Origin of the sequence: Pseudonocardia lutea, assembly GCF_042658055.1 — a bacterium.
GTDB classification, from domain to species: Bacteria; Actinomycetota; Actinomycetes; order Mycobacteriales; family Pseudonocardiaceae; genus Pseudonocardia; species Pseudonocardia lutea.
In genome coordinates this window covers 1-19,226 of record NZ_JBHSQK010000108.1, presented here as the reverse complement: position 1 = coordinate 19,226, position 19,226 = coordinate 1, and the positions used below count along the sequence as shown (strand labels likewise).

Sequence of the window (19,226 nt, the reverse complement as noted above, 5' to 3'; positions counted from 1 at the left end):
ACGAGCGGGCACCGTCAGCGTTGTGGATCCACAACGCGGTCCAGTGCGCGAGTCAGTCGAAGAGGTGCTCGAAGGCCTTGAGGTTGGCGATCGACTCCCCGCGCTCCGTGCGCCAGGCGTACTCGCGGCGGATCGAGGTGGCGAAGCCGAGCTCGAGGAAGGTGTTGAAGTCGCCGTCGGCGGCCTCGAGGACCTGGCCGAGGACCCGGTCGAGCTCCTCCGCACTCACCGAGACGAAGGGGATCCGGCCGACGAGATGGATGTCGCCGACCCGGTCGAGGGCGTAGTGCACGCCGTAGAGCCGCGCGTTCCGCTGCAGCATGAAGCGGTACACGCCCTCGTGGTTCTCGTCGGGCTGACGACAGACGAAGGCCTGCACGAACACCGTCTGCTCGCGGACCACCAGCCAGGTCGGCGTGTTGAGCCGGTTCGTGCCCTCGAGGGTGACGAGGTACTGGCCCGCCTCCCGCCGGTGGTACCCGACCTCCAGCTCGTCGAGCGCCTCCCCGACCGCGGCGTCGATCCGTTCCGGGTCGAGCGCCGCGGCGTCGGTGTCGATCTTCTCCTGCGTCACGCCTCGATGATGCCCGCGACCAGCCGGTCCCGCAGCCGGGCCCGGTGCTCCCGGGTGGCGTCGGCGTAGGTGGCGAGCAGGGCGTCGGTGGTGCGCTCCCAGGAGAACTCGCGGGCGTGCGTCACGGCGCCCCGGGCGAGCCGCTCGCGGCGCGCCGGGTCCAGGGCGACGGCGGCCAGCGCGGAGGCCCACTGCCCGGCCCCGTGCCCCGGGACCAGCAGCCCCGAGCGCCCGTCGGCGACGGCGACGGGCAGGCCGCCGACGTCGGCCGCGACGACCGGCGTCCCGCAGGCCTGCGCCTCCAGCGCCACCAGGCCGAACGACTCGTTGTGGCTCGGCACGGCGATCACGTCCGCGGCCCGGTAGACCCGCGCGAGCGCGGCCCCGCCCTGCGGCGGCAGGAACCGCACGACGTCCGTGATGCCCAGGTGCGCGGCCAGCTCCTGCAGCGCGGTCGGCTCGGTCAGCCCGCTGCCCGAGGGACCGCCGGCGACCAGCACGACCAGCCGCGCGCGCAGCGCGGGATCGCGGCGAAGCATCTCGGCGGCGGCGCGAAGCAGCACGTCCGGCGCCTTGAGCGGCTGGATGCGCCCGACGAACCCCAGCACGACGGCGTCGTGCCGCAGCCCGAGCGCCTCCCGCGCCTCGCAGCGGGACGCGGGCCGGAACCGCTCGAGGTCGACGCCCGGCGGGATGGCGACCGTGCGCAGCGGGTCCGCCTCGCACAGCTCGACGAGCTGGCGGACCTCGATGTCGGTGTTCGCGACGAGCCGGTCGGCCTCCGCCACCACCTGGTCCTCGCCGATCACGCGGACCATCGGCTCGGGCTGGTCCCCCGCCGCGAGGGCGGCGTTCTTGACCCGGGCGAGGGTGTGCGCGGAGTGCACCAGCGGCACGCCCCAGCGGTCCCGGGCGAGCCAGCCGACCTGGCCGGAGAGCCAGTAGTGCGAGTGGATCACGCCGTACCAGCCGGGCTCGTGGTGCGCCTCGGTGCGCAGCACCCCGGCGGTGAAGGCGCAGAGCTGGCCGGGCAGGTCGTGCTTGCCGAGCCCCTCGAAGGGCCCGGCGGCGATGTGCCGGACGAGCACCCCGGGGGCGAGCTCCGCGACCGGCGGCTGCTCCGACGAGGTGGCCCGGGTGAAGATCTCCACCGGGACGCCGCGGCGCGCCATGCGGGTGGCGGTCTCGGAGATGTAGACGTTCATCCCGCCGGCGTCGCCCGTGCCGGGCTGCTCCAGCGGCGAGGTGTGGACCGAGAGGATCGCGACGCGGCCACGGACCGGTGGGGGCGTGTCCGTGTCGGCTCGGTTTCTCACATGCTTCTTCCTAGCACGAGGCCTCCGAGGTCACCCGTCGTCGTCGGTGCGTCCGGGCAGGGCCAGCAGGGCCCGCACGGGGTCCGCGGCGTGCACCCGTCCGACCGCATCGACCCAGGTCGGGACGCTGCACCGGCCCGCCTCCGGCCGGGTGAGATCGACCTCGAGGGTGTCGTGCAGCCGCACCTCGCCCGTGGGCACCGGCAGACCCGTTGTGCGGCAGGCCACGACCACCTCGGGCAGGGCCGCCCAGCGCACCGCCCGGCCGGTGCCGACGACCTCCCCCGCCACGACGTCGGAGGCGAGCGGCAGGTCCAGGATCGCGGCGAGCGCGTGCGGCTCCCCGCCGACGACGAGGTCGGCCGCCGGCAGGACCGCCGCGGCCCACGGGGCGTCGAGCACCACCGCGTCGTCGACGCTCACGACCGTGCCCGCGAGCGAGCGGACCCGGTCCGGCAGGTCGAGGTCGTCGACCTCCGCGAGCCCGTCGGCGACGGCGGCGGCCAGCGCGGCGTGGGCGTCGGCCGCGAGCGCCGCGTCGACGGTGCGGGCGGGGTCGGCGAGCCGGTCGAGCAGGTCCCCGGCCTCCCCCGCCGAGCCGACGGTCAGCTCCGCCCGGACGCCGATCGCGCCGAGCAGGCGCTCGTCGAGCTCCACCGGGACCGGGTCGTAGAGGCCGACGAGCCGCTCGGCGCCGGGCAGCCGCCAGTGCCCGGGCTCGTGCCCGCCGAGCAGGGCGTTGCGTGCGAGCCACCAGCCCGCGTACCCGCCCGGCTCCAGCACCGCGGACCGGGTCTCCGGCCGGCCGGCGAGCAGGGCGAGTGCGGCGGGCCAGGCCTCGTCCGCGACGAGGTCCAGATCGCGGATCCCGACGACCCGGGTGGGCTCCGCGCCCTCGTCCCACCACAGGTCCTCGTCGTGCAGGTCGTGGTCCGGCCCGGCCGGCTCCTCGTCGACGACGACGGCGAACCCGTCGAGCACCCCGGCCGCGACCAGCGCCTCCCGCGGGATCCGCGCGGCCCACGCGGGGTCGAGGACGCCGATCGGCGCCTCCGGGTCGAACAGCGGCCGGACCGCGGCGTCGGGGAGCATCAGCTCGTCGGCGCGCGAGGGCAGGCCGTCCGCGTCGGGCAGTGCGAGCCCGCCGAACCCGGGGGCGGCCGTGACCGCGAGCAGGCCGAGGACGGCCTCGGCGAGGGGCGTGGTGTCCAGGCCGGCGTCGGCGTCGTCGAGGGAGCGGTCGACGGCCTCGCGCAACGCGGGATGGTCGAGCAGCGCCCCGGGGTCGGTCGCGGTCGCCCCGAGCCGCTCCAGCAGCGGGTGGACCACACCCGGGTCGGCCACGTGCAGGCCGGGAAGGGCGAGCTCGGCGACGGCGCGCGTGCCGGCGTCGAGGTCGGCTCCCGGCAGCAGGACGCTCGGCGGCCCCGCGACCAGCCGGCCGTCGAGCAGCGGGACGGGGAGGGCGCGCAGCTCCTCGGCCAGCCCGGGCACCGTCTCGACGGCGGGTTCCAGCGCCGCGTACAGCCCCCGCCACCAGCCCGGATCGCGCTCCACGCCGTGCAGCCGCTCCGCCAGCCCGGCCGCGCCGACGCGGCGCACGCCGAGCTCCCCGAGCGCCGCGCCGTGTCGCGGCTCGACGGCGGCGAGCCGGGCGAAGGCCGGATCGGCGGCCGCGAGGAGCCCGGGCAGGTCGGGCGTCCCGGGCAGGTCGAGCCACTCGGCGCGGCGCGGGACGAGGTCCCCGGCATCGGGTGCCGCGCCGGGCAGCCAGGCGCCCTCGGCCAGGGCGTCGACGACGGCGGCGCGGAGCCGACCGTCGAGCTCGGAGAGCGGGAAACCGGGCGCGGGGACGAGGTCGAGCCGGTGCTCCGGCGCGACGGCCCGGACCAGGTCGAGGTAGGCGGCCGCGGCCGCGGCGAGCAACGCGTCGGCGGTCGGGCCGCCGCGGACCCGGCGGCGGTCCGGGTCGAGGGGCAGGTCGGCGATCAGCCGGGCGGGCAGCCCGAGCCGCTCGACGGCGGCCGTCGGCGCGTGCAGGACCTCGCCGGAGTCGGGGCCGAGCGGGGCGGGCCCGCCCCGGACGTCGACCGGCAGCGCCCAGCAGACACCACGCTCGCGGCGGTGCCGCTCCTCGATCGCCGCGCCCGGCTCCGTCGTGACACTCGTGCGGACCACGCGGTAGTGCCGCTCGCCCACGGTGGTGATCCCGTCGGCCTCGGTGCGGCGCAGCACGGCGGGCTCCGCGTCCGGCGGCGCGACGACGACCTCGGCGAGGTCCGGCAGGGCGAGCAGCAGGTCGGGAGCCCCGGCCCGGGCACGTTCGAGCAGGTCGGCGGGGTCGAGCCCGGGCCGCACCGGGAGCCGGACCTCGGTGGCGAACCCCTGCGGCGGGGCCGGCTCGTCCGGCTCGACGGGCCACACCAGGCGCAGGACGGGCACCTGGCCGCCGCGCCGGGTCAGCTCCGCGGCGGGGCCGGGCAGCTCGCGGACCGCCGCGGCGGTGTCGGCCGCGGAGAACCGCACCCCGGTGCCGGGCCCGGTGACCAGGCGCGGGGCGTCGGAGACCGGCAGCACCGCGGCGAACCCGACGCCGAAGCGGCCGGCCGAGCCCGGGTCGTCCCGCTTGGCCGAGGCGCGCAGGGAGGCGAGCGCGGCCACGCCCGCGGCGTCGAGCGGGGCGCCGGTGTTGGCGACGCGCAGCTCACCCGCGACCGCGGTCAGCTGCAGGCGACCGGGGACGCCGGCGGCGCGGGCGGCGTCGGCGGCGTTCTGGGCGAGCTCGACGAACCAGGTCTCGGCGTAGCCGCCGAGGACCAGGTCCTCCTCCGCGTTCGCGTCCTCCCGGAAGCGGGTGGGCGAGTCCGCCCACGCCACGAGCAGCGCGGTGCGGAGCGCGGCCGTGCCGAAGGGGTCCGTGCCGGGGAGGTGGGGCGGGGCCCCGGTCAGGAGGTCACGCCCTCGTCGCCGCGCGCGGCCTCGGCCTCGGCGGGGCCGTCGACCGGCTCGTCCGGCGCGGCGACCTCCTCCACCGCCTCGTCCGAGTCGGTCACGGCGGCCGGGGCGGTGGGCGCGTCCGCGGCGTCGGCGACCGCGGCGGGCGCGTCCTCGGCCGCCGGGGAGAGCACGGCCTCCCGGCCGGACTCCTCACCGGCCGGCTCCTCGACGACCACCCCGGAGTCGGCGGCCTGCGCGGTCGCGGCCTCGGTGGCGGGCGCCTCGCTCGGCGGGGCCTCGGCGGGCCCCGCGCCGGCCTCCCCCTCGGCATCGGAACCCTCGGCGGACACGGGCGCGGGCTCTGCCTCGCGTCCTGCCCCGGGCTCGGTGGCCGGGTCCTTCCCGACCCCGCCCACGCGGCCGGTGGGCACGCGCTCCAGGTCCACCCCGTCGTCGTAGACCAGCGCGGCGACGTGCACCGGCGAGCCCTGCTCCACCCGCAGCTCCGAGTGCGCCCCGCACCCGAACTCCACGGAGACGGCCGAGCCGTCCGCGGGCGAGTACTCGTTGGCGCACACCCCGAACCCGGCGCGCAGCGAACCGGCGAGCGGGGTGAAGAACCCGCAGGTCCCGCACACCTCGGTGACGGCGCGGGCCAGGTCCGAGCCGGGGCCGCGGGCCTCCCGCCAGCGCTCGGCGGCCTCGAGCCGGCCCTCGCGGCTGAGCACCCGGGTGCGGCCGAGCCCGACCTCGACGGCGACCTCCTCGACCGCCGGGTCGTCCGACTCCACGTAGGCGGGCACGAGGCGCGAGTCGTCCGGGTCGGTGGGCAGCAGGTCGCCGGGGCCGAGGTCGCCGGGGCGGATCCGCTCCTGCCACGGCACCCAGGCCGGGGCGACCAGCGCCTCCCTGCCCGGCAGCAGCACGACCTCGCTGACGGTCACCGGCCCGTCCCCGACGGCCGCGAGCGTGACCGACCAGCGCCAGCCCCGGTACCCGGCGAGGTCGGCGGCGAAGTGGTGGCTCACCGAGACCTCGTCCTCGACCACGAACCCGAGGTGCTCGCCGACGGCGGCGGCACCCGCACGCTCACCGATGTCCGCCGAGGCCTCCTCGACGGCGGCGGTGCGGGCGTGCTCGACCGCCCCGGCCAGGGCGCCGGGCACGGCAGGGGCGTCCGCCGGGCTGGTCTCGGGGTCGATCCCGGTGATCGCGCTCATCGGGTCGATTGTGCCACCCGGGCGCGGCGCGCCGGTGGGCCGTCCCGGCCGCCTGGGGCAGGATCGGGCGGTGCGCCGGGTGCTGCTGGGACTGGTCGCGGCGGTGGCCGCGGTGACCACGGGCGCCGCCGCCTGCGCCGCCGCGACCCCGCCCGCCCCGCCCGGGCCCGCGGACGCCGTCCGCCCCGTCGTGCTGGCCGAGGAACCGCACGACCCGGCGGCCTTCACCCAGGGCCTGGAGCTCTCTCCCGACGACCCGGGCACCCTCTACGAGGGCACCGGCCTCGCCGGCCGCTCGCAGCTGCGCGAGCTCGACGCGTCGACCGGCGCCGTGCGCCGCGCGGTCCCGCTGCCCGGTGACCTCTTCGGCGAGGGGATCACCGTCGTCGGCTCCTCGATCTGGCAGCTGACCTGGCAGGACGGGGTGGCGCTGGAGTGGGACCGGGCCACGTTCACGCTGCGCCGGCAGGTCCCGCTGGAGGGCGAGGGCTGGGGCCTGTGCGCCGAGCCGGACCGCCTCGTCCGCTCGGACGGCACCGACCGCCTGCGCTTCCACGACCCCGGCACCTTCGCCGAGACCGGCTCGGTCGCGGTCACCCTCGACGGCGCCCCCGTGCCGGAGCTCAACGAGCTGGAGTGCGTCGACGGCGCGGTGTGGGCGAACGTGTGGCGCACCGACCGGGTCGTCCGGATCGACCCGGCGACGGGCGCGGTGACCGCCGTGGTGGACGCGTCCGGGCTGCTCGACCCGGCCCGCCGGGCGGACACGGACGTGCTCAACGGCATCGCCCACCTCACCGGCGACGAGTACCTCCTCACGGGCAAGCTCTGGCCCGCCGCGTTCCGCGTCCGGCTACCCGGGTGACGTGATCACCGCGTCGGACGCCCGCGCGGGCCCGCTCCGGCGGGCAGAATGAGCGCATGGCGCGCGATCACCGGACCGGTCGGTGGGGCGGTCGCGCGCGCCGCTGGGCCGTCGCCGACGGCGCCCCCCACCGGCGCCCCGAGCCGCAGCCGGAGCCGCAGCCGGGGTCGCGGCCGGACCCGCCGCCCTACGTCCCGACCGTGCGCCGCCGCTACCCCTGGCACGACGACCCCGACTACGACCCCGCGCAGTACCGCCGCGAGCCGGGTCCGGAGCAGCCGAGCCGCTTCGCCGAGTGGATCGAGCAGGCCCCGTCCGCCCCGTCCCCGGGGCCCGATCCCCGCACGGGTGCCGCGGCCGGGCCGACCCCGGGCCCCACCCCGGAGCCCGAGGAGCGTGAGCGGACCGAGCGGTCGCAGGCCCCGCCGCCGCGGATGCCCAAGAAGCTGACGGTCACCCGGGTCGCCGCACTGCGCAGCCGTCAGCTCACCGGGGCGGCGGTGAACACGTTCCGGCGCGCGGCCACGGCCGACGGCGCGGACCGCTCCGGCCTGACCTCGCTGACCTACGCCTCGATGATGGACTACGCGGTCGACGCCGCCGTGGCCGTCGCGCTGGCCAACACCCTCTTCTTCGCCGCCGCGTCGGCGGAGAGCAAGACCAACGTCGCGCTGTACCTGCTGATCACCGTGGCCCCGTTCGCCGTGGTCGCCCCGGTGATCGGGCCGCTGCTCGACCGGCTGCAGCGCGGCCGGCGGGCCGCGCTGGGTGTGGCCATGCTCGGCCGCGCCGTGCTCGCCGTGGTCATGGCACTGAACTACGACAACTGGGTCCTCTACCCCGCCGCGCTCGGCGCGATGGTGCTCAGCAAGTCCTTCACCGTGCTGAAGGCCGCGGTGACCCCGCGCGTGCTGCCCGAGGGCATCACGCTGGCCACCACCAACTCCCGATTGACCACCTTCGGGCTGATCGCCGGGGCGGTGTTCGGCGGCATCGCCAGCGGGGTGGCCTACCTGTTCGGCTCGCCGGGGGCGCTCTACTACACCGCCGGGCTGGGGGTGGTGGGCGCGCTGTTGTGCACCCGGATCCCGCGGTGGGTGGAGGTGACGGCGGGCGAGGTGCCGGCCCGGCTGCGCAGCACGCGCCGCCCGCGCCGCCGCCCGGTGGGGCGCTCGGTCGTCGTCGCGCTGTGGGGCAACGGCGCCGCGCGCGTGGTGACCGGGTTCCTCACGCTGTTCGTGGCGTTCGTCGTCAAGGAGCAGGCGCAGGGCGACGCGGCGCAGCAGCTCTACCTGATCGGCATCGTCGGCGCGGCGGCCGGTGCCGGGTCCTTCCTGGGCAACGGCGTGGGCTCGCGCATCCACTTCGGGCGGGCCGAGGCGATGGTGCTCGGTTGTGTGACGGCGGCCTGTGCCGCGGCCGCTGTCGCCGCCGTGCTCCCCGGCATCCTCACGGCCGCGATCGTCGGTCTCGTCGGTGCCACGGGCAGTGCGCTTGCCAAGGTCTGCCTCGACGCGGTGATCCAGCGCGACCTGCCCGAGGAGTCCCGGGCGTCGGCCTTCGGCCGGTCCGAGACCGTGCTGCAGCTGTCCTGGGTGTCCGGCGGCGCGCTCGGGGTGCTGCTCCCCCACACCGGCTTCCGGCTCGGGTTCGGCGTCGTGGCCGCGGTGGTCGCCGTCGTCGGGATCCAGGCGGCGCTCGTCTGGCGCGGCCGCACGCTCGTGCCGGGCCTCGGCCTGCGCGAGCCGCTGCCCGAGCGGCGCGGCGCCGCCGCGTCGGGCACCCGGTCGCAGGCCGGGTCGACGACGGCGTCGCAGGCGGGGTCGCAGGCGGGGTCGCAGGCGGGGTCGCAGGCGGGGTCGCAGGCGGGGTCGCAGGCGGGCTCGGAGGCGGGCTCGGGCGCCGCGCCCGGACCTCCGTAGGCTGGACGGCGTGTCCCGGACCCGCCGGAGCCTGCGCGCCGCCCTTCCCCTCGCCGCCGCCCTGAGCGCCACGCTCGCGCTCGCCGGGTGCGGGAGCGACGCGAAACCGCAGGTCACCTGGTCCGCGGGCGCGGCCAGCCAGACGATCGGACCCGCGCAGTTCTGCGACCTCCGGATGAAGGACTGCAGCAACGACGAGGCCGCCCAGGCCCGGCTCACCGTCCCGGCCGGCACCCCCGTCGAGGTGACCGTGCCGGACGAGGTCTCCGAGGCGCCGTGGTCGGTGGTCTTCTCCTACACCGGCCCGGACGGCCAGCGCACGGACGGGCGCAGCCCGGTCTTCGCGCCCAAGGCGCAGACGAGCTACACCCTCACGCTGCCCGAGCCGGGCGACGTGCTGGGCACGGCGCAGGTGCAGCTGCTCGGGGCCGCGCCCGTGGCCAACCCCGACACCGGCGAGCTGGACTACCCCGCCCGCGCGACCTGGGTGCTCGTCGCCGGGCAGTGACCCCGGGGCGGACCGGCGCTCAGGCCCCGTACCGCGCGGCGGCGGTCGTCACGACGCGTCGGCGATCTGCGCGGCGCGCGGCCGGCGGGCGACGAGCACGGCCGCCGGGGGCAGGTTGCGCCACACCGTCGGCAACGTCGTGACCTCGACGAACCGCGCCTCGAAGGCGCTGCGCAGCTCGCGCACGCGGCCGGGCAGGGCGGTCCGGGTGACGATGGCCGTCGCGAACCCGTCGGGCGTGAGGGCGCCGGCGACCGCGTCCAGGAGGGCGTCCCGCCGGCGCCCGGGCAGCAGCGTCCACGGCAGCGACGTGACGACGGTGTCGGCGCGCGCGATGCCGGCCTCGGCGAGCAGGGCCGGGAGCCGCTCGGCGTCGCCCTGCCGCACGTCGACCGCGGGCAGGTGGGCGGCCAGGTGCGCGGCGAGCACCTCGTCCAGCTCGATCGCCAGCAGCCGCGACCCCGCGGGCAGCCGCTGGTGGATGCGCGAGGTGAGCGCGCCGGTGCCCGCCCCGAGCTCGACGACGACGGTGGGCGTGCCGGAGTCGGGCAGCAGGTTCGCGACCTGCGTGCCGAGGGGCGCGCCGGAGGGTGCCGGTGAGCCGAAGAGGTGCGGGCGGCGGACCGCCCGGCAGAGGAACGCCCGGCCGTCCGCACGGTCGCGGGAACGGGCCGGCCTGGTCCCGGAGGTCATGGTCGGACGATCCCTCACCCGCGCCGATCGCGCAGCATGGAGCGGATTTCTCGCGCGAAAGCGACGGACCACGGTCGATCCTGCGCCGGACGCCTGCACCTGCGCGGCCCGGATGGCCGTACTCCCTGACTCCGCTCGGTCTTCTACTGCATCAACCGGCCTACAACTAAACCCCGGACGGACGTACCTGAAATCCAAGTCGTAACAGAGCGCGCGTAGCGCCCGATGGGGATAGAGAGGGCTGAACCGGTTGAAAGGCATATACCGGACAGCCGAGTCGAGCGACCCGGGGGGGATTCGTGGCCGCGAGTACGCGTGCGGTGGTGGTGGGTGGAGCCGGTTTCATCGGCTCGTCGGTCGTGGAGCGCCTCGCGTCGGGGGGCGCCGAGGTCCTCGTCGTCGACGACCTCAGCCGGGGCCGCCTGGAGAACCTGAAGGGCCCGGGCGCCGCCGCCGAGCTCGCCGAGATCGACATCCGGGACGCCGACGCGCTGCACCGCGCCGTGACCGCCTTCCGGCCCGAGGTCGTGTTCCACCTCGCCGCGCAGATCGACGTGCGGGCCTCCATGGCCGATCCGGGCGAGGACGCCTGGCGCAACGTCGTCGGCTCGGTCAACGTCTTCTCCGCCGCGCACGCGGCCGGCGCCCGCCGGGTGGTCAACACCTCGACCGGCGGCGCGATCTACGGCCCGGACGCCCCGGTCCCGACGCCCGAGACCGCCCCGACCGAGCCGCTGTCGGCCTACGGGCTCAGCAAGCGCACCGTCGAGACCTACGCCGACTGGTTCCGCCGCGCCAAGGGCCTCGACGTGGTGACGCTGCGCTACGGCAACGTCTACGGCGAGCGGCAGGACCCGAAGGGCGACGCCGGGGTGATCGCGATCTTCTGCGACGCCGTGCTGGAGGGCCGCCGCCCGACGGTCTTCGGCGACGGCTCGCAGACCCGCGACTTCGTCTACGTCGGCGACGTCGCCGCGGCCAACCTGGCGGCGGCCGCGGCCGAGGGCCCGCTCCGGCCGGTCTACAACGTCGGCACCGGGCGCGAGGTGAGCATCCGCGAGCTGCTCGCGGCCGTGGCCCGCGCGGCCGGGGCGGACCCCGCGCTCGCCGAGCCGGTCCTCGCACCGGCCCGGGCCGGCGAGGTCCCGCGCAGCTGCCTCGACGTGCGGGAGGCCCGGCGGGACCTCGGCCTGCCGGAGCCGACCCCGCTCGAGGAGGGCCTGCGCCACACCCTCGACTGGATGCGGAGCCTGTAGACCGGTGTTCCTCGCAGCGAAGCGGCGGCCGCTCGGCCTCGCCGTCTCCGTCCTGCTGCTCGTGGCCGCCCTGCTGGTCACGGGCCTCACCCCGGCCGCCGCCCGGCCCGCGGCCACCGGCGCCCGGATCGACCTGCAGGTCCTCGTCGTCACCGACGGGTCCCGCGAGGTCGAGGCCTTCCACGACGCGCTCGACACGACCGGGGTGCCGGTGCAGGTCGTCGACCTGGCCGATCCCGCCCGCCCGCGGATCGACGCCGCCTTCCTGGCCGACCGGGTCGACGGCCGGCCGCGCGCGAAGTTCCAGGGCGTCGTGCTGCCCGGTCCGGCGCCGAGGCAGCTGTCCGCGGCGGAGCTCGCCGCGCTGCACGCCTTCGAGCGCCGCTTCGACGTCCGGCAGATCTCCGCGCTCGCGGGCGGTGGCCCCGCCGCCGGGACCACCGGGCCCGAGTTCAGCGGCGCGCTCGACGGCCTGTCCGGCCGGCTGACGCCCGACGCGCTGGGCGCCGAGTTCGGCTACGCCCGCGGGCCCGTCCCGTTCGAGGACCCGAGCCCGCACCCGGACAGCTGGGCCGAGGCCGGCCGGGCCTTGCCGGGTGTCCGGCCCCTGGTCACCGTGAACGCGCCGGGCGCACCGCGCGGGCTCACCGTCGCCGGCATCCGCTCCGACGGCGGCCGCGAGGAGCTCGTGCTGACGGCCGGCTACCGGACGGGCGCGTCGCAGTTCCAGGTGCTCGCCCCGGGCATGATCCGCTGGCTGACCCGCGGCGTCCACCTGGGTCTCGAGCGCGCGTGGTTCGCGGTGCACATCGACGACGTGCTGCTGCCCAACGCGCGCTGGGTCCCCGAGGCGAACTGCACCTCCGGCTCGGACTGCCCGCCGGAGATCGGCCCGCGCCCGCTGATCCGGATGACCGCGGAGGACGTCGCGTACGCGGTCGACTGGCAGCGCCGGCACGGCTTCCGCATGGACATGGCCTACAACGGCAGCGGCAGCGTCGCCGCGGCGCCCGGTGCCGCGGACCCGCTCACCGAGGCCCTGGTCGCCGCCAAGGACGAGTTCGGCTGGATCAACCACACCTGGTCGCACCTGTACCTCGGGTGCATCCGGGACTTCTCCGTCACCCCGTGGGAGTGCGACGAGGTGCCGCTGTTCGGCTGGACGCGGTTCGTCGGCGAGCGCACGATCGCCGACGAGGTCCGGCTCAACATCGACTTCGCCCGCCGGCACGGGCTGCCGATCGACGAGGCCGAGCTGGTCACCGGTGAGCACGGCGGGCTGGCCAAGCCGCCGCGGATGCCGGAGGACAACCCGAACCTCTCCGGGGCGCTCGACGAGACCGGCATCCTCACCCTGGCCTCCGACGCCTCCTCCGAGCCCGAGCAGCGGATGGTCGGCGGCGCGAACACCGTGCCGCGGCACCCGATCAACCTGGACTTCAACACCGCCACCGAGGCCGAGACCGTCGACCAGTACAACTTCATCTCCACCTCGCGGGCCGACGGCGGCGACGGCACCTGCGAGGCCGACGGCAGCTGCATCCCGCCGGCCGACCCGGTCACCGGGTTCCGGGACGTCGTGGTGCCCGCCGAGGCGGACCTCGCCCTGCGCCACGTCCTGGCGAACGACCCGCGCCCGCACTACGTCCACCAGCCGCAGCTCACCGAGGACCGCACGCTCTACCCGATCCTCGAGCGCGTCCTCGGCGACTACCGCGCGCTGTTCACCGAGGACCGGCCGCTGCTGGTCCCGACCATGACCGCGACCCGGGACGTGCTCAACGGCCGGGCGGCGTTCGCCCGGGCCGTCACGGAGGGCCGGGTCGCCGCCTACGTGCTCGACGGCGTGGTCACCGTCGCGACGGACGGCCACGTGGACGTCCCGCTGACCGCCCCGCCCGGCACCCGCCTCGAGGGCGCCCCCGCCGAGTTCGGCGACGCCTACGGCACGGTCCGCTCCGGCTGGTTCCCGGTGGACGGCGCCCGGACCCTCACCCTTCCCGGCCCCGGTACGGGCCCCACCACGAGCGAGGAGCAGCGATGAGGGTCTCCCTCGTCACCGAAGGCACCTACCCGATCCAGTCCGGCGGCGTGAGCGGCTGGTGCGAACAGCTGATCCGCGGGCTGCCCGAGGTCTCGTTCGAGGTCGTGGCGCTGTCCGGGTCCGGGCGCGAGCCGGCGGTCTTCACCGTGCCGGACAACGTGACCGCGGTCCGCCGCATCGGCCTGTGGGCGCCCCCGCCGCGCGCCCGCCGGGTGCCGCGGGCGCTCGCGTCGCGCTTCGCCATCGCCTACGAGGAGCTGCTCGAGGCGATGCTGGGCGACGACGGCCCGCACGCCGCGGCCGGCTTCGAGTCGGCCGTGCGCGCCCTGCACGCCCTCGCCGCCGAGACGCCGCTGGTCCCGCTGCTGCGCGGGCAGCGGGCCGTCGACCTGTTCGTCGACGTCTGGGCCCGGCACCGGGGCGGGGCCGACACCGGACCGCTGTCGGTCGGCGACGCCCTGGCCGTCACCGAGCTGATGGAGCACTTCCTGCGCCCGCTCGGCATGCCGGTGCTGGAGACCGACCTGGTGCACGCGACCGCCAACGGGCCGGGCGCGCTGATGGGACTGCTGGCCAAGTGGGCCCACGGCACGCCCGTGCTGCTCTCCGAGCACGGCGTCTACCTGCGGGAGCGGATGCTGGCGATCCGCCGCAGCGGCGACTCGCGGGCGGCCCGGGCCGCGCAGATCCGGTTCTTCCTGCGGCTGACCGAGCTCTGCTACCGCCACGCCGACCTCGTCGCCCCGGTCAGCGGCTTCAACGGCCGCTGGGCCCGGCAGGGCGGCGCGGCACCCGAGCGGGTCCGCACCCTGCACAACGGCGTGGACCCCGAGGCGCTGCCGGTGCTCACCGAGGAGCCGGCCGAGCCCACCGTCGCGTTCGTCGGCCGGATCGACCCGCTCAAGGACGTCGAGCTGCTGGTGACGGCGTTCGCGCAGGTCCGGCGGGCGATCCCGGCGGCGCGGCTGCGGCTGTTCGGCGGCGTCCCGGCCGGGAACGAGGACTACGCGCGGCGCTGCGAGGCCCGGGTCGCCGAGCTCGGCCTCGGGGACGCGGTCACCTTCGAGGGCCCCGTCTCGCCGGTGTCCGAGGCGTTCCGCCGCGGGCACCTCGTGGTGCTGTCGAGCAGGTCCGAGGGGCTGCCGCTCACGATCATCGAGGCGGCGATGTCCGGGCGCGCCACGGTGGCGACGGACGTCGGGGGGATGGCCGAGGCGGTCGGCGACGGCGGGCTGGTCGTCCCCGCGGGCGACGCGCCGGCCTTCGCCGCCGCCTGCGTCCGGCTGCTGCGCGACCACGAGCTCCGCCACGAGCTCGCCGCGCGCGGCCGCCGGCGCGCGCTCGAGCTGTTCACCCTGGAGAAGTTCGCGGAGGGCTTCCGGTCCGTCTACGTCTCGCTGGCGCAGCGCCGGCCGCTCCCGGCCGTGGCCCCCGAGCCCGCCGTGCCGGCCACGGCCGAGCCCGTCGAGGTCCCCACCACCCGGATCGCCGCGGTCCCGCGGGCCGCCCGCTCCGAGCCCGTGGAGGTCCCGACCTCCCGGATCGCGGCGGTCGGCGCGCACGAGCCCGTCGACCCGCCCACCTCGCGCCTCGCCCGGGTCCCGGAGCAGCTCGACCCGCCGACCGCGCGGATCAGCCCGGTCGCGCCGCGGCCCCGGATCCCCGCGCAGGCCCAGCGCCCGGCCGGGAAGCCGCGCGGGCCGGTGCGGCCGCCGGCGCCCCGGCCCTCCGAGGAGCGGGTCCGGGTCGGTGAGGCCGGATGAGCCGCACCCCCTTCGTGCCCGGTCCGCGACGGGCCGGCCGCCTCGCGCCCGAGCTCGCCGAGGCCGCCACGAGCGCGACCCACCCGGCCGAGGTCGCCGTGACCCTGGAGAGCGTCGGGATCAACGACCGCGTCGCCCGGGAGCGCTACGGCGCGCGGGACGTGTTCGCCCTCGCCGAGTACGCCGGCGTCGCCACCGCGGGGCGGCCGCGGACCGAGCCGGAGGCGGACCCGCCGCCGGCCTTCGCGCTCGCGCACGGGCCCGGCGCGAGCCGCTGGTTCCACGTCCGCGGGCTGCTGTACGCGATTCCCGCGCTGGTCGCGCTGGCCCTGCTCCCGGCCGGCGACCACGTCGAGTCCGGTCTGCTCCTCGGCGGCCTCGCGCTGAGCTGGGCGCTCGGCTACGGCGTCAGCTACCTCGCCTGGTCCTACCTCGGTGCGCTCGACGTGCCCGCCGCGCACCGCTTCCTGCGCCGCGCGATCCTCGCCGGGGCCGCCGCGGCGACCGTGGTCGCCGTCGTCGCGGTCTTCGGGTCCCTGGTCTGGACGATGACCATGCAGGTCACGCTCGGCACGGTGGCCCTGCTCGTCGGTCAGACGATCTACCTGCTGTCCGCGGCCACCCTGCTGATGACCGGCAACGAGGCGCGGCTGCTGATCGCCCTCGTGCCCGCCGGCGTCGGCGCGGTGGTCGGGACGGTCGACGGCGAGATCGCGGCCCCGCTCGCCGGACCGGCCGAGCCGGGGCGGGGCTGGGAGCTCGGCTGGCTGGCGGCCACCGTGGTGCTGGCCCTGGTGTTCGCCGTGCTCGCCACCCGCCGGGCCGCCCGCCCGAAGCAGCCGCTGCCGCGCACCACCTACGTCGACGCGGTCCTGCAGGTCGCCTACGGGCTGATGATCGCGGTCCTGGTGCTGTACCCGGCGCTGTTCGAGCTGGTGGTCAGCAACTACGACTCACTGCCGCTGTCGGTCACGCTCGCCGCGCTGCCGCTGGTGCTGGGCATGGGCGTGGCGGAGACCCTGCTGCACGACCACCGGGCGGCCGCGGCGCGGCTGCTCGCCGCCTCCGGTACCACCGCGGAGTTCGCCCGCCGGATGCGCCGGGCCATGCTGCGGGCCCACCTCCAGTTCACCGCGGCGCTGGCGGCGATCACCGTGGCGCTGGGCGGGCTGAGCGCGGCGCTGTTCGACCTCGACGACATCCGGTACGTCGTCCTCGGCGTCGACTACCTGATCCTGGGCACCGCGGTCTTCTCCGGCATGGTGCTCAACCTGCTCGGCCGGATCGAGACGGTGCTCAGGACCGCCGGCGGTGCGGTCGCGGCGCTGCTCGCCTTCCAGCTCCTCGCCGACCACGACGTCCGCGACGTCACGGCGATCCTCTGGCAGGCGGCCGTCGCGACGGTCCTGCTGGTGGTGCACGCGGTCCTGGTGCGCCGGCACGCGGGCACGCCGGTGCACCACCGATGAGGGACGGGGTTCCGGCGTACTTCCACCCCGACCGGGAGGCGGCGGACTGGGCCGCGCTGAGCGCGGCGGCGCGGGCCGGGACGGTCGGGATCGTGGTGATCAACCCGGCGTCCGGCGCCGGCACCGGCACGGACCCGGCGTACCGGCGGGTGTGCGACGCGCTGGCCGAGGTCCCCGGTGTGGTCGTGGCCGGGTACGTGGACACGGCGTACGGCACCCGGCCCGCCGGGGAGATCGTCGCGGAGGCCCGCGCGTACACCGCGCGGTACGGCGTCCGGGGCGTCTTCGCCGACCAGGTGCCCTCCGGGCGCGACCACCTGCCCGCCTACACCGCGCTGGCGGCCGAGCTGCGCGCCGCCGGACTCGGGCCGCTGCTGCTCAACCCCGGCGTGCGCCCGGACGAGGGGTACCTGGAGATCGCCGACGTCGTCGTGACCTTCGAGGGATCGTGGGAGACCTACCGCGCGCAGCGGCCGGTCGAGCGCGGCACGCGCCGGGCCCGCACCTGGCACCTCGTGCACGGGGCACCGGTCGGGATGATCGAGGACACCCGGTCGTGGATGCGCCGCGCCGGAGTCGACCACGGCTATGTCACCGACCGTAGGCTCCCCAACCCGTGGGACGGGATGCCGCGCCCCGCCGCGGCGGCGGTGGTCGCGTGAACGCGCCCGGCCCCGGTGGAGGAGGGGCGGCGGTCGTGCGGATGCTGCGCAGGCTGGCGGGCGTCGCGGCGTCGATCGCGGTGTCCGCGGCGTGCTCGATCGGGTCGGGGCCCGCCCCCGAGGCGACCCCGGAGTCGGCCCCGGAGTCGGCCCCGGAGTCGGCGGCGAGCGGCGACACCCGGTGGCAGTACCAGCTGCAGGGCCGCGTCGACACCTCCGTGCCGGCGAAGACCTTCGTCGTCGACCTCTTCGACACGCCCGAGTCGGTGGTCGAGGAGCTGAAGGCGCGCGGTCGGACCGTGATCTGCTACGTCAACGTCGGCGCCTCGGAGGACTGGCGCGCCGACTCCGCCGCGCTGCCCGCCGAGGTCCGCGGCACCGAGCTCGAGGACTGGCCCGGCGAGTTCTGGTACGACGTCCGCCGCACGGACCTGCTCGCACCGTTCCTCGCGAGCCGCTTCGACCTGTGCCGGGAGAAGGGCTTCGACGGCATCGAGGCCGACAACGTCGACGGCTGGACCAACGACTCGGGCTTCGACCTCACGTCCGAGGACCAGCTGACCTACAACCGGCTCGTCGCCCGGCTCGCGCACGAGCGGTCGCTGACGATCGGGCTGAAGAACGACCTCGACCAGGTCGCCGACCTGGAGCCGGACTTCGACTTCGCCGTCAACGAGCAGTGCGCCCAGTACGACGAGTGCGCCAAGCTCGAGCCGTTCGTCCGGGCCGGCAAGCCGGTGCTGCACGTGGAGTACGGGCTGGGCACGTCGGCCTTCTGCGCGGAGACCACGGCGAGGGGCTTCGAGTCGATCCGCAAGCCCCGCGACCTCACCGTCCCCCGCGAACCCTGCCCGTGACGCCGAACGTCTGTTAAGCAGGGGGCATGTACACCCTCTACGCGTTCTGGTCGGCACCGCAGCCGCAGGACGAGGCGGCCTTCGAGGACTACTACGCGGCCACCCATGTGCCGCGCGCCTCCGCCGTCCCCCACCTGTCCTCGATCGTCACGACCCGCACGTCCGACGGGCTGGAGGGCGCGGAACCCGCGACCTACCGGATCGCGATCATGTCCTTCCCGGACAAGGAGGCGTACGAGAAGAGCACGCAGTCGCCGGAGTGGGCCGCGATGCGGCAGTGCGCCGGCGACATCATCGAGCGGTTCGGGGTGAACCTCACCGTGGCGCTCGGTGAGCCGGTGGAGGGCTGAGCCCTGCCCGCCCGTGCGCGGTGGGTTGGCGCTCCGGCACCTCCCACCGCGCACGACGATCAGCCGGCTCGGCCGGCTCGGCCGGCTCGGCCGGCTCGGCCGGCTCAGCCGTCCAGGTCCCGGGCCACCGCCCGCACCACCTCCGCCGCGAGCTTGCACGTCTTGCGGTCGGGGTAGCGGCCGCGGCGCAGGTCCGGCTGCACCCGCGCGTCGAGCAGCTTGATCATGTCCTCGATCAGGCCGTGCAGCTCCTCGGCCGGGCGCCGCTTGGCCTCGACGACGGAGTGCTGCGCCTCGACCAGGCGCACGGACAGCGCCTGGGGCCCGCGCCGGCCCTCGGCCATGCCGAACTCGACCCGCTGCCCGGCCTTGAGCGCGTCGACACCCGCAGGCAACGAGGCCTTGCGGACGTAGACGTCCTCGCCCCCGTCCTGGGAGAGGAAACCGAAGCCCTTCTCGGCGTCGTACCACTTGACCCTGCCGGTCGGCACCCTGCTCACCCGTTCCTCGTTCGGCACCGCACATCCCGCCGTACGCCCCGCGCACGACGAACGCGCCCCGGGTTCCCTGGTCCGCCGCACACGGGTGGTGGGCTCGCCGAGCGACACCGGGACGCGCTGTCCCCCAGCCTAGTCGCGTCGCCCCGCCCGCGCACCGTCCTTCGTCGCTACCCGCGCGCGGCGCGCCCGTGCGCTCCACCGTCACCGGGAGTGCGAAGGCGCTCCGACGGCCACGGCCACGTGCGAGGGGTCTGGCGGGGTCAGGCGTTGCGGACGGCGGCGGCCTGGTG

General features: G+C 76.6%; 16 protein-coding genes. 10 read left to right on the top strand and 6 right to left on the bottom strand.

The window, feature by feature from the left end; translation table 11 throughout:
- Window positions 1-52: 52 nt before the first annotated feature.
- The 4 genes from ACFQH9_RS29925 to ACFQH9_RS29910 all read right to left on the bottom strand — a co-directional run bounded on the left by ACFQH9_RS29925 (window position 53) and on the right by ACFQH9_RS29910 (window position 6,047).
- The gene (locus tag ACFQH9_RS29925; RefSeq protein WP_379571542.1) at window positions 53-523 is read right to left on the bottom strand and encodes a type III secretion system chaperone family protein; all 471 of its coding nucleotides are present in this window, start codon (window positions 521-523) and stop codon (window positions 53-55) included.
- 47 nt (window positions 524-570) lie between these two features.
- Window positions 571-1,890 (bottom strand): D-inositol-3-phosphate glycosyltransferase, encoded by a 1,320-nt coding sequence (mshA, locus tag ACFQH9_RS29920; protein WP_379571424.1) that lies wholly within the window; start codon window positions 1,888-1,890, stop codon window positions 571-573.
- Between the two features lie 30 nt (window positions 1,891-1,920).
- Window positions 1,921-4,767: a sacsin N-terminal ATP-binding-like domain-containing protein gene (locus tag ACFQH9_RS29915; protein WP_379571422.1), complete on the bottom strand. Its 2,847-nt coding sequence runs from the start codon at window positions 4,765-4,767 to the stop codon at window positions 1,921-1,923.
- Window positions 4,768-4,835: 68 nt separating this feature from the next.
- Window positions 4,836-6,047 (bottom strand): DUF3027 domain-containing protein, encoded by a 1,212-nt coding sequence (locus ACFQH9_RS29910; protein ID WP_379571420.1) that lies wholly within the window; start codon window positions 6,045-6,047, stop codon window positions 4,836-4,838.
- Window positions 6,048-6,117: 70 nt separating this feature from the next.
- On the opposite strand from ACFQH9_RS29910, the gene ACFQH9_RS29905 reads away from it, so the two are divergent.
- The 3 genes from ACFQH9_RS29905 to ACFQH9_RS29895 are packed head-to-tail and all read left to right on the top strand — an operon-like array spanning window position 6,118 to window position 9,342.
- Window positions 6,118-6,912, top strand: a complete 795-nt coding sequence (locus tag ACFQH9_RS29905; RefSeq protein WP_379571418.1) for a glutaminyl-peptide cyclotransferase — start codon at window positions 6,118-6,120, stop codon at window positions 6,910-6,912.
- A gap of 56 nt (window positions 6,913-6,968) precedes the next feature.
- The gene (locus ACFQH9_RS29900) at window positions 6,969-8,834 is read left to right on the top strand and encodes an MFS transporter (protein WP_379571416.1); all 1,866 of its coding nucleotides are present in this window, start codon (window positions 6,969-6,971) and stop codon (window positions 8,832-8,834) included.
- 10 nt (window positions 8,835-8,844) lie between these two features.
- A complete protein-coding gene (locus tag ACFQH9_RS29895; RefSeq protein ID WP_379571414.1) occupies window positions 8,845-9,342 on the top strand; it encodes a DUF2771 family protein in 498 nt (165 codons plus the stop codon).
- A gap of 48 nt (window positions 9,343-9,390) precedes the next feature.
- Here ACFQH9_RS29895 and ACFQH9_RS29890 read toward each other — a convergent pair whose 3' ends face one another.
- Window positions 9,391-10,035: a class I SAM-dependent methyltransferase gene (locus tag ACFQH9_RS29890; RefSeq protein WP_379571412.1), complete on the bottom strand. Its 645-nt coding sequence runs from the start codon at window positions 10,033-10,035 to the stop codon at window positions 9,391-9,393.
- A 299-nt stretch (window positions 10,036-10,334) separates the two neighbouring features.
- On the opposite strand from ACFQH9_RS29890, the gene ACFQH9_RS29885 reads away from it, so the two are divergent.
- From ACFQH9_RS29885 to ACFQH9_RS29855, 7 genes are read left to right on the top strand one after another with little or no spacing between them, the layout of a single operon-like run.
- On the top strand, window positions 10,335-11,291 hold the full coding sequence (locus tag ACFQH9_RS29885) for an NAD-dependent epimerase/dehydratase family protein (protein ID WP_379571410.1): 957 nt from the start codon (window positions 10,335-10,337) through the stop codon (window positions 11,289-11,291).
- 4 nt (window positions 11,292-11,295) lie between these two features.
- On the top strand, window positions 11,296-13,335 hold the full coding sequence (locus ACFQH9_RS29880; protein ID WP_379571408.1) for a hypothetical protein: 2,040 nt from the start codon (window positions 11,296-11,298) through the stop codon (window positions 13,333-13,335).
- Complete coding sequence (gene pelF, locus ACFQH9_RS29875; RefSeq protein WP_379571406.1) at window positions 13,332-15,098, top strand: GT4 family glycosyltransferase PelF; 1,767 nt, start codon at window positions 13,332-13,334, stop codon at window positions 15,096-15,098. The genes ACFQH9_RS29880 and pelF overlap by 4 nt, the downstream gene beginning before the upstream one ends.
- The gene (locus tag ACFQH9_RS29870) at window positions 15,095-16,567 is read left to right on the top strand and encodes a hypothetical protein (RefSeq protein ID WP_379571404.1); all 1,473 of its coding nucleotides are present in this window, start codon (window positions 15,095-15,097) and stop codon (window positions 16,565-16,567) included. The genes pelF and ACFQH9_RS29870 overlap by 4 nt, the downstream gene beginning before the upstream one ends.
- The gene (locus ACFQH9_RS29865; protein WP_379571402.1) at window positions 16,564-17,229 is read left to right on the top strand and encodes a spherulation-specific family 4 protein; all 666 of its coding nucleotides are present in this window, start codon (window positions 16,564-16,566) and stop codon (window positions 17,227-17,229) included. Before ACFQH9_RS29870 ends, ACFQH9_RS29865 begins: the two co-directional genes overlap by 4 nt.
- Window positions 17,226-18,086: an endo alpha-1,4 polygalactosaminidase gene (locus ACFQH9_RS29860; protein WP_379571400.1), complete on the top strand. Its 861-nt coding sequence runs from the start codon at window positions 17,226-17,228 to the stop codon at window positions 18,084-18,086. The genes ACFQH9_RS29865 and ACFQH9_RS29860 overlap by 4 nt, the downstream gene beginning before the upstream one ends.
- A 26-nt stretch (window positions 18,087-18,112) precedes the next feature.
- Window positions 18,113-18,436 carry an EthD family reductase gene (locus ACFQH9_RS29855; protein ID WP_379571398.1) on the top strand — a complete coding sequence of 108 codons (324 nt, stop codon included), beginning with the start codon at window positions 18,113-18,115 and terminating at the stop codon, window positions 18,434-18,436.
- A 104-nt stretch (window positions 18,437-18,540) separates the two neighbouring features.
- Here the strand turns inward: ACFQH9_RS29855 and ACFQH9_RS29850 are convergent, their stop codons facing one another.
- Window positions 18,541-18,927 carry a cold-shock protein gene (locus ACFQH9_RS29850; RefSeq protein ID WP_379571541.1) on the bottom strand — a complete coding sequence of 129 codons (387 nt, stop codon included), beginning with the start codon at window positions 18,925-18,927 and terminating at the stop codon, window positions 18,541-18,543.
- Window positions 18,928-19,226: the final 299 nt, after the last annotated feature.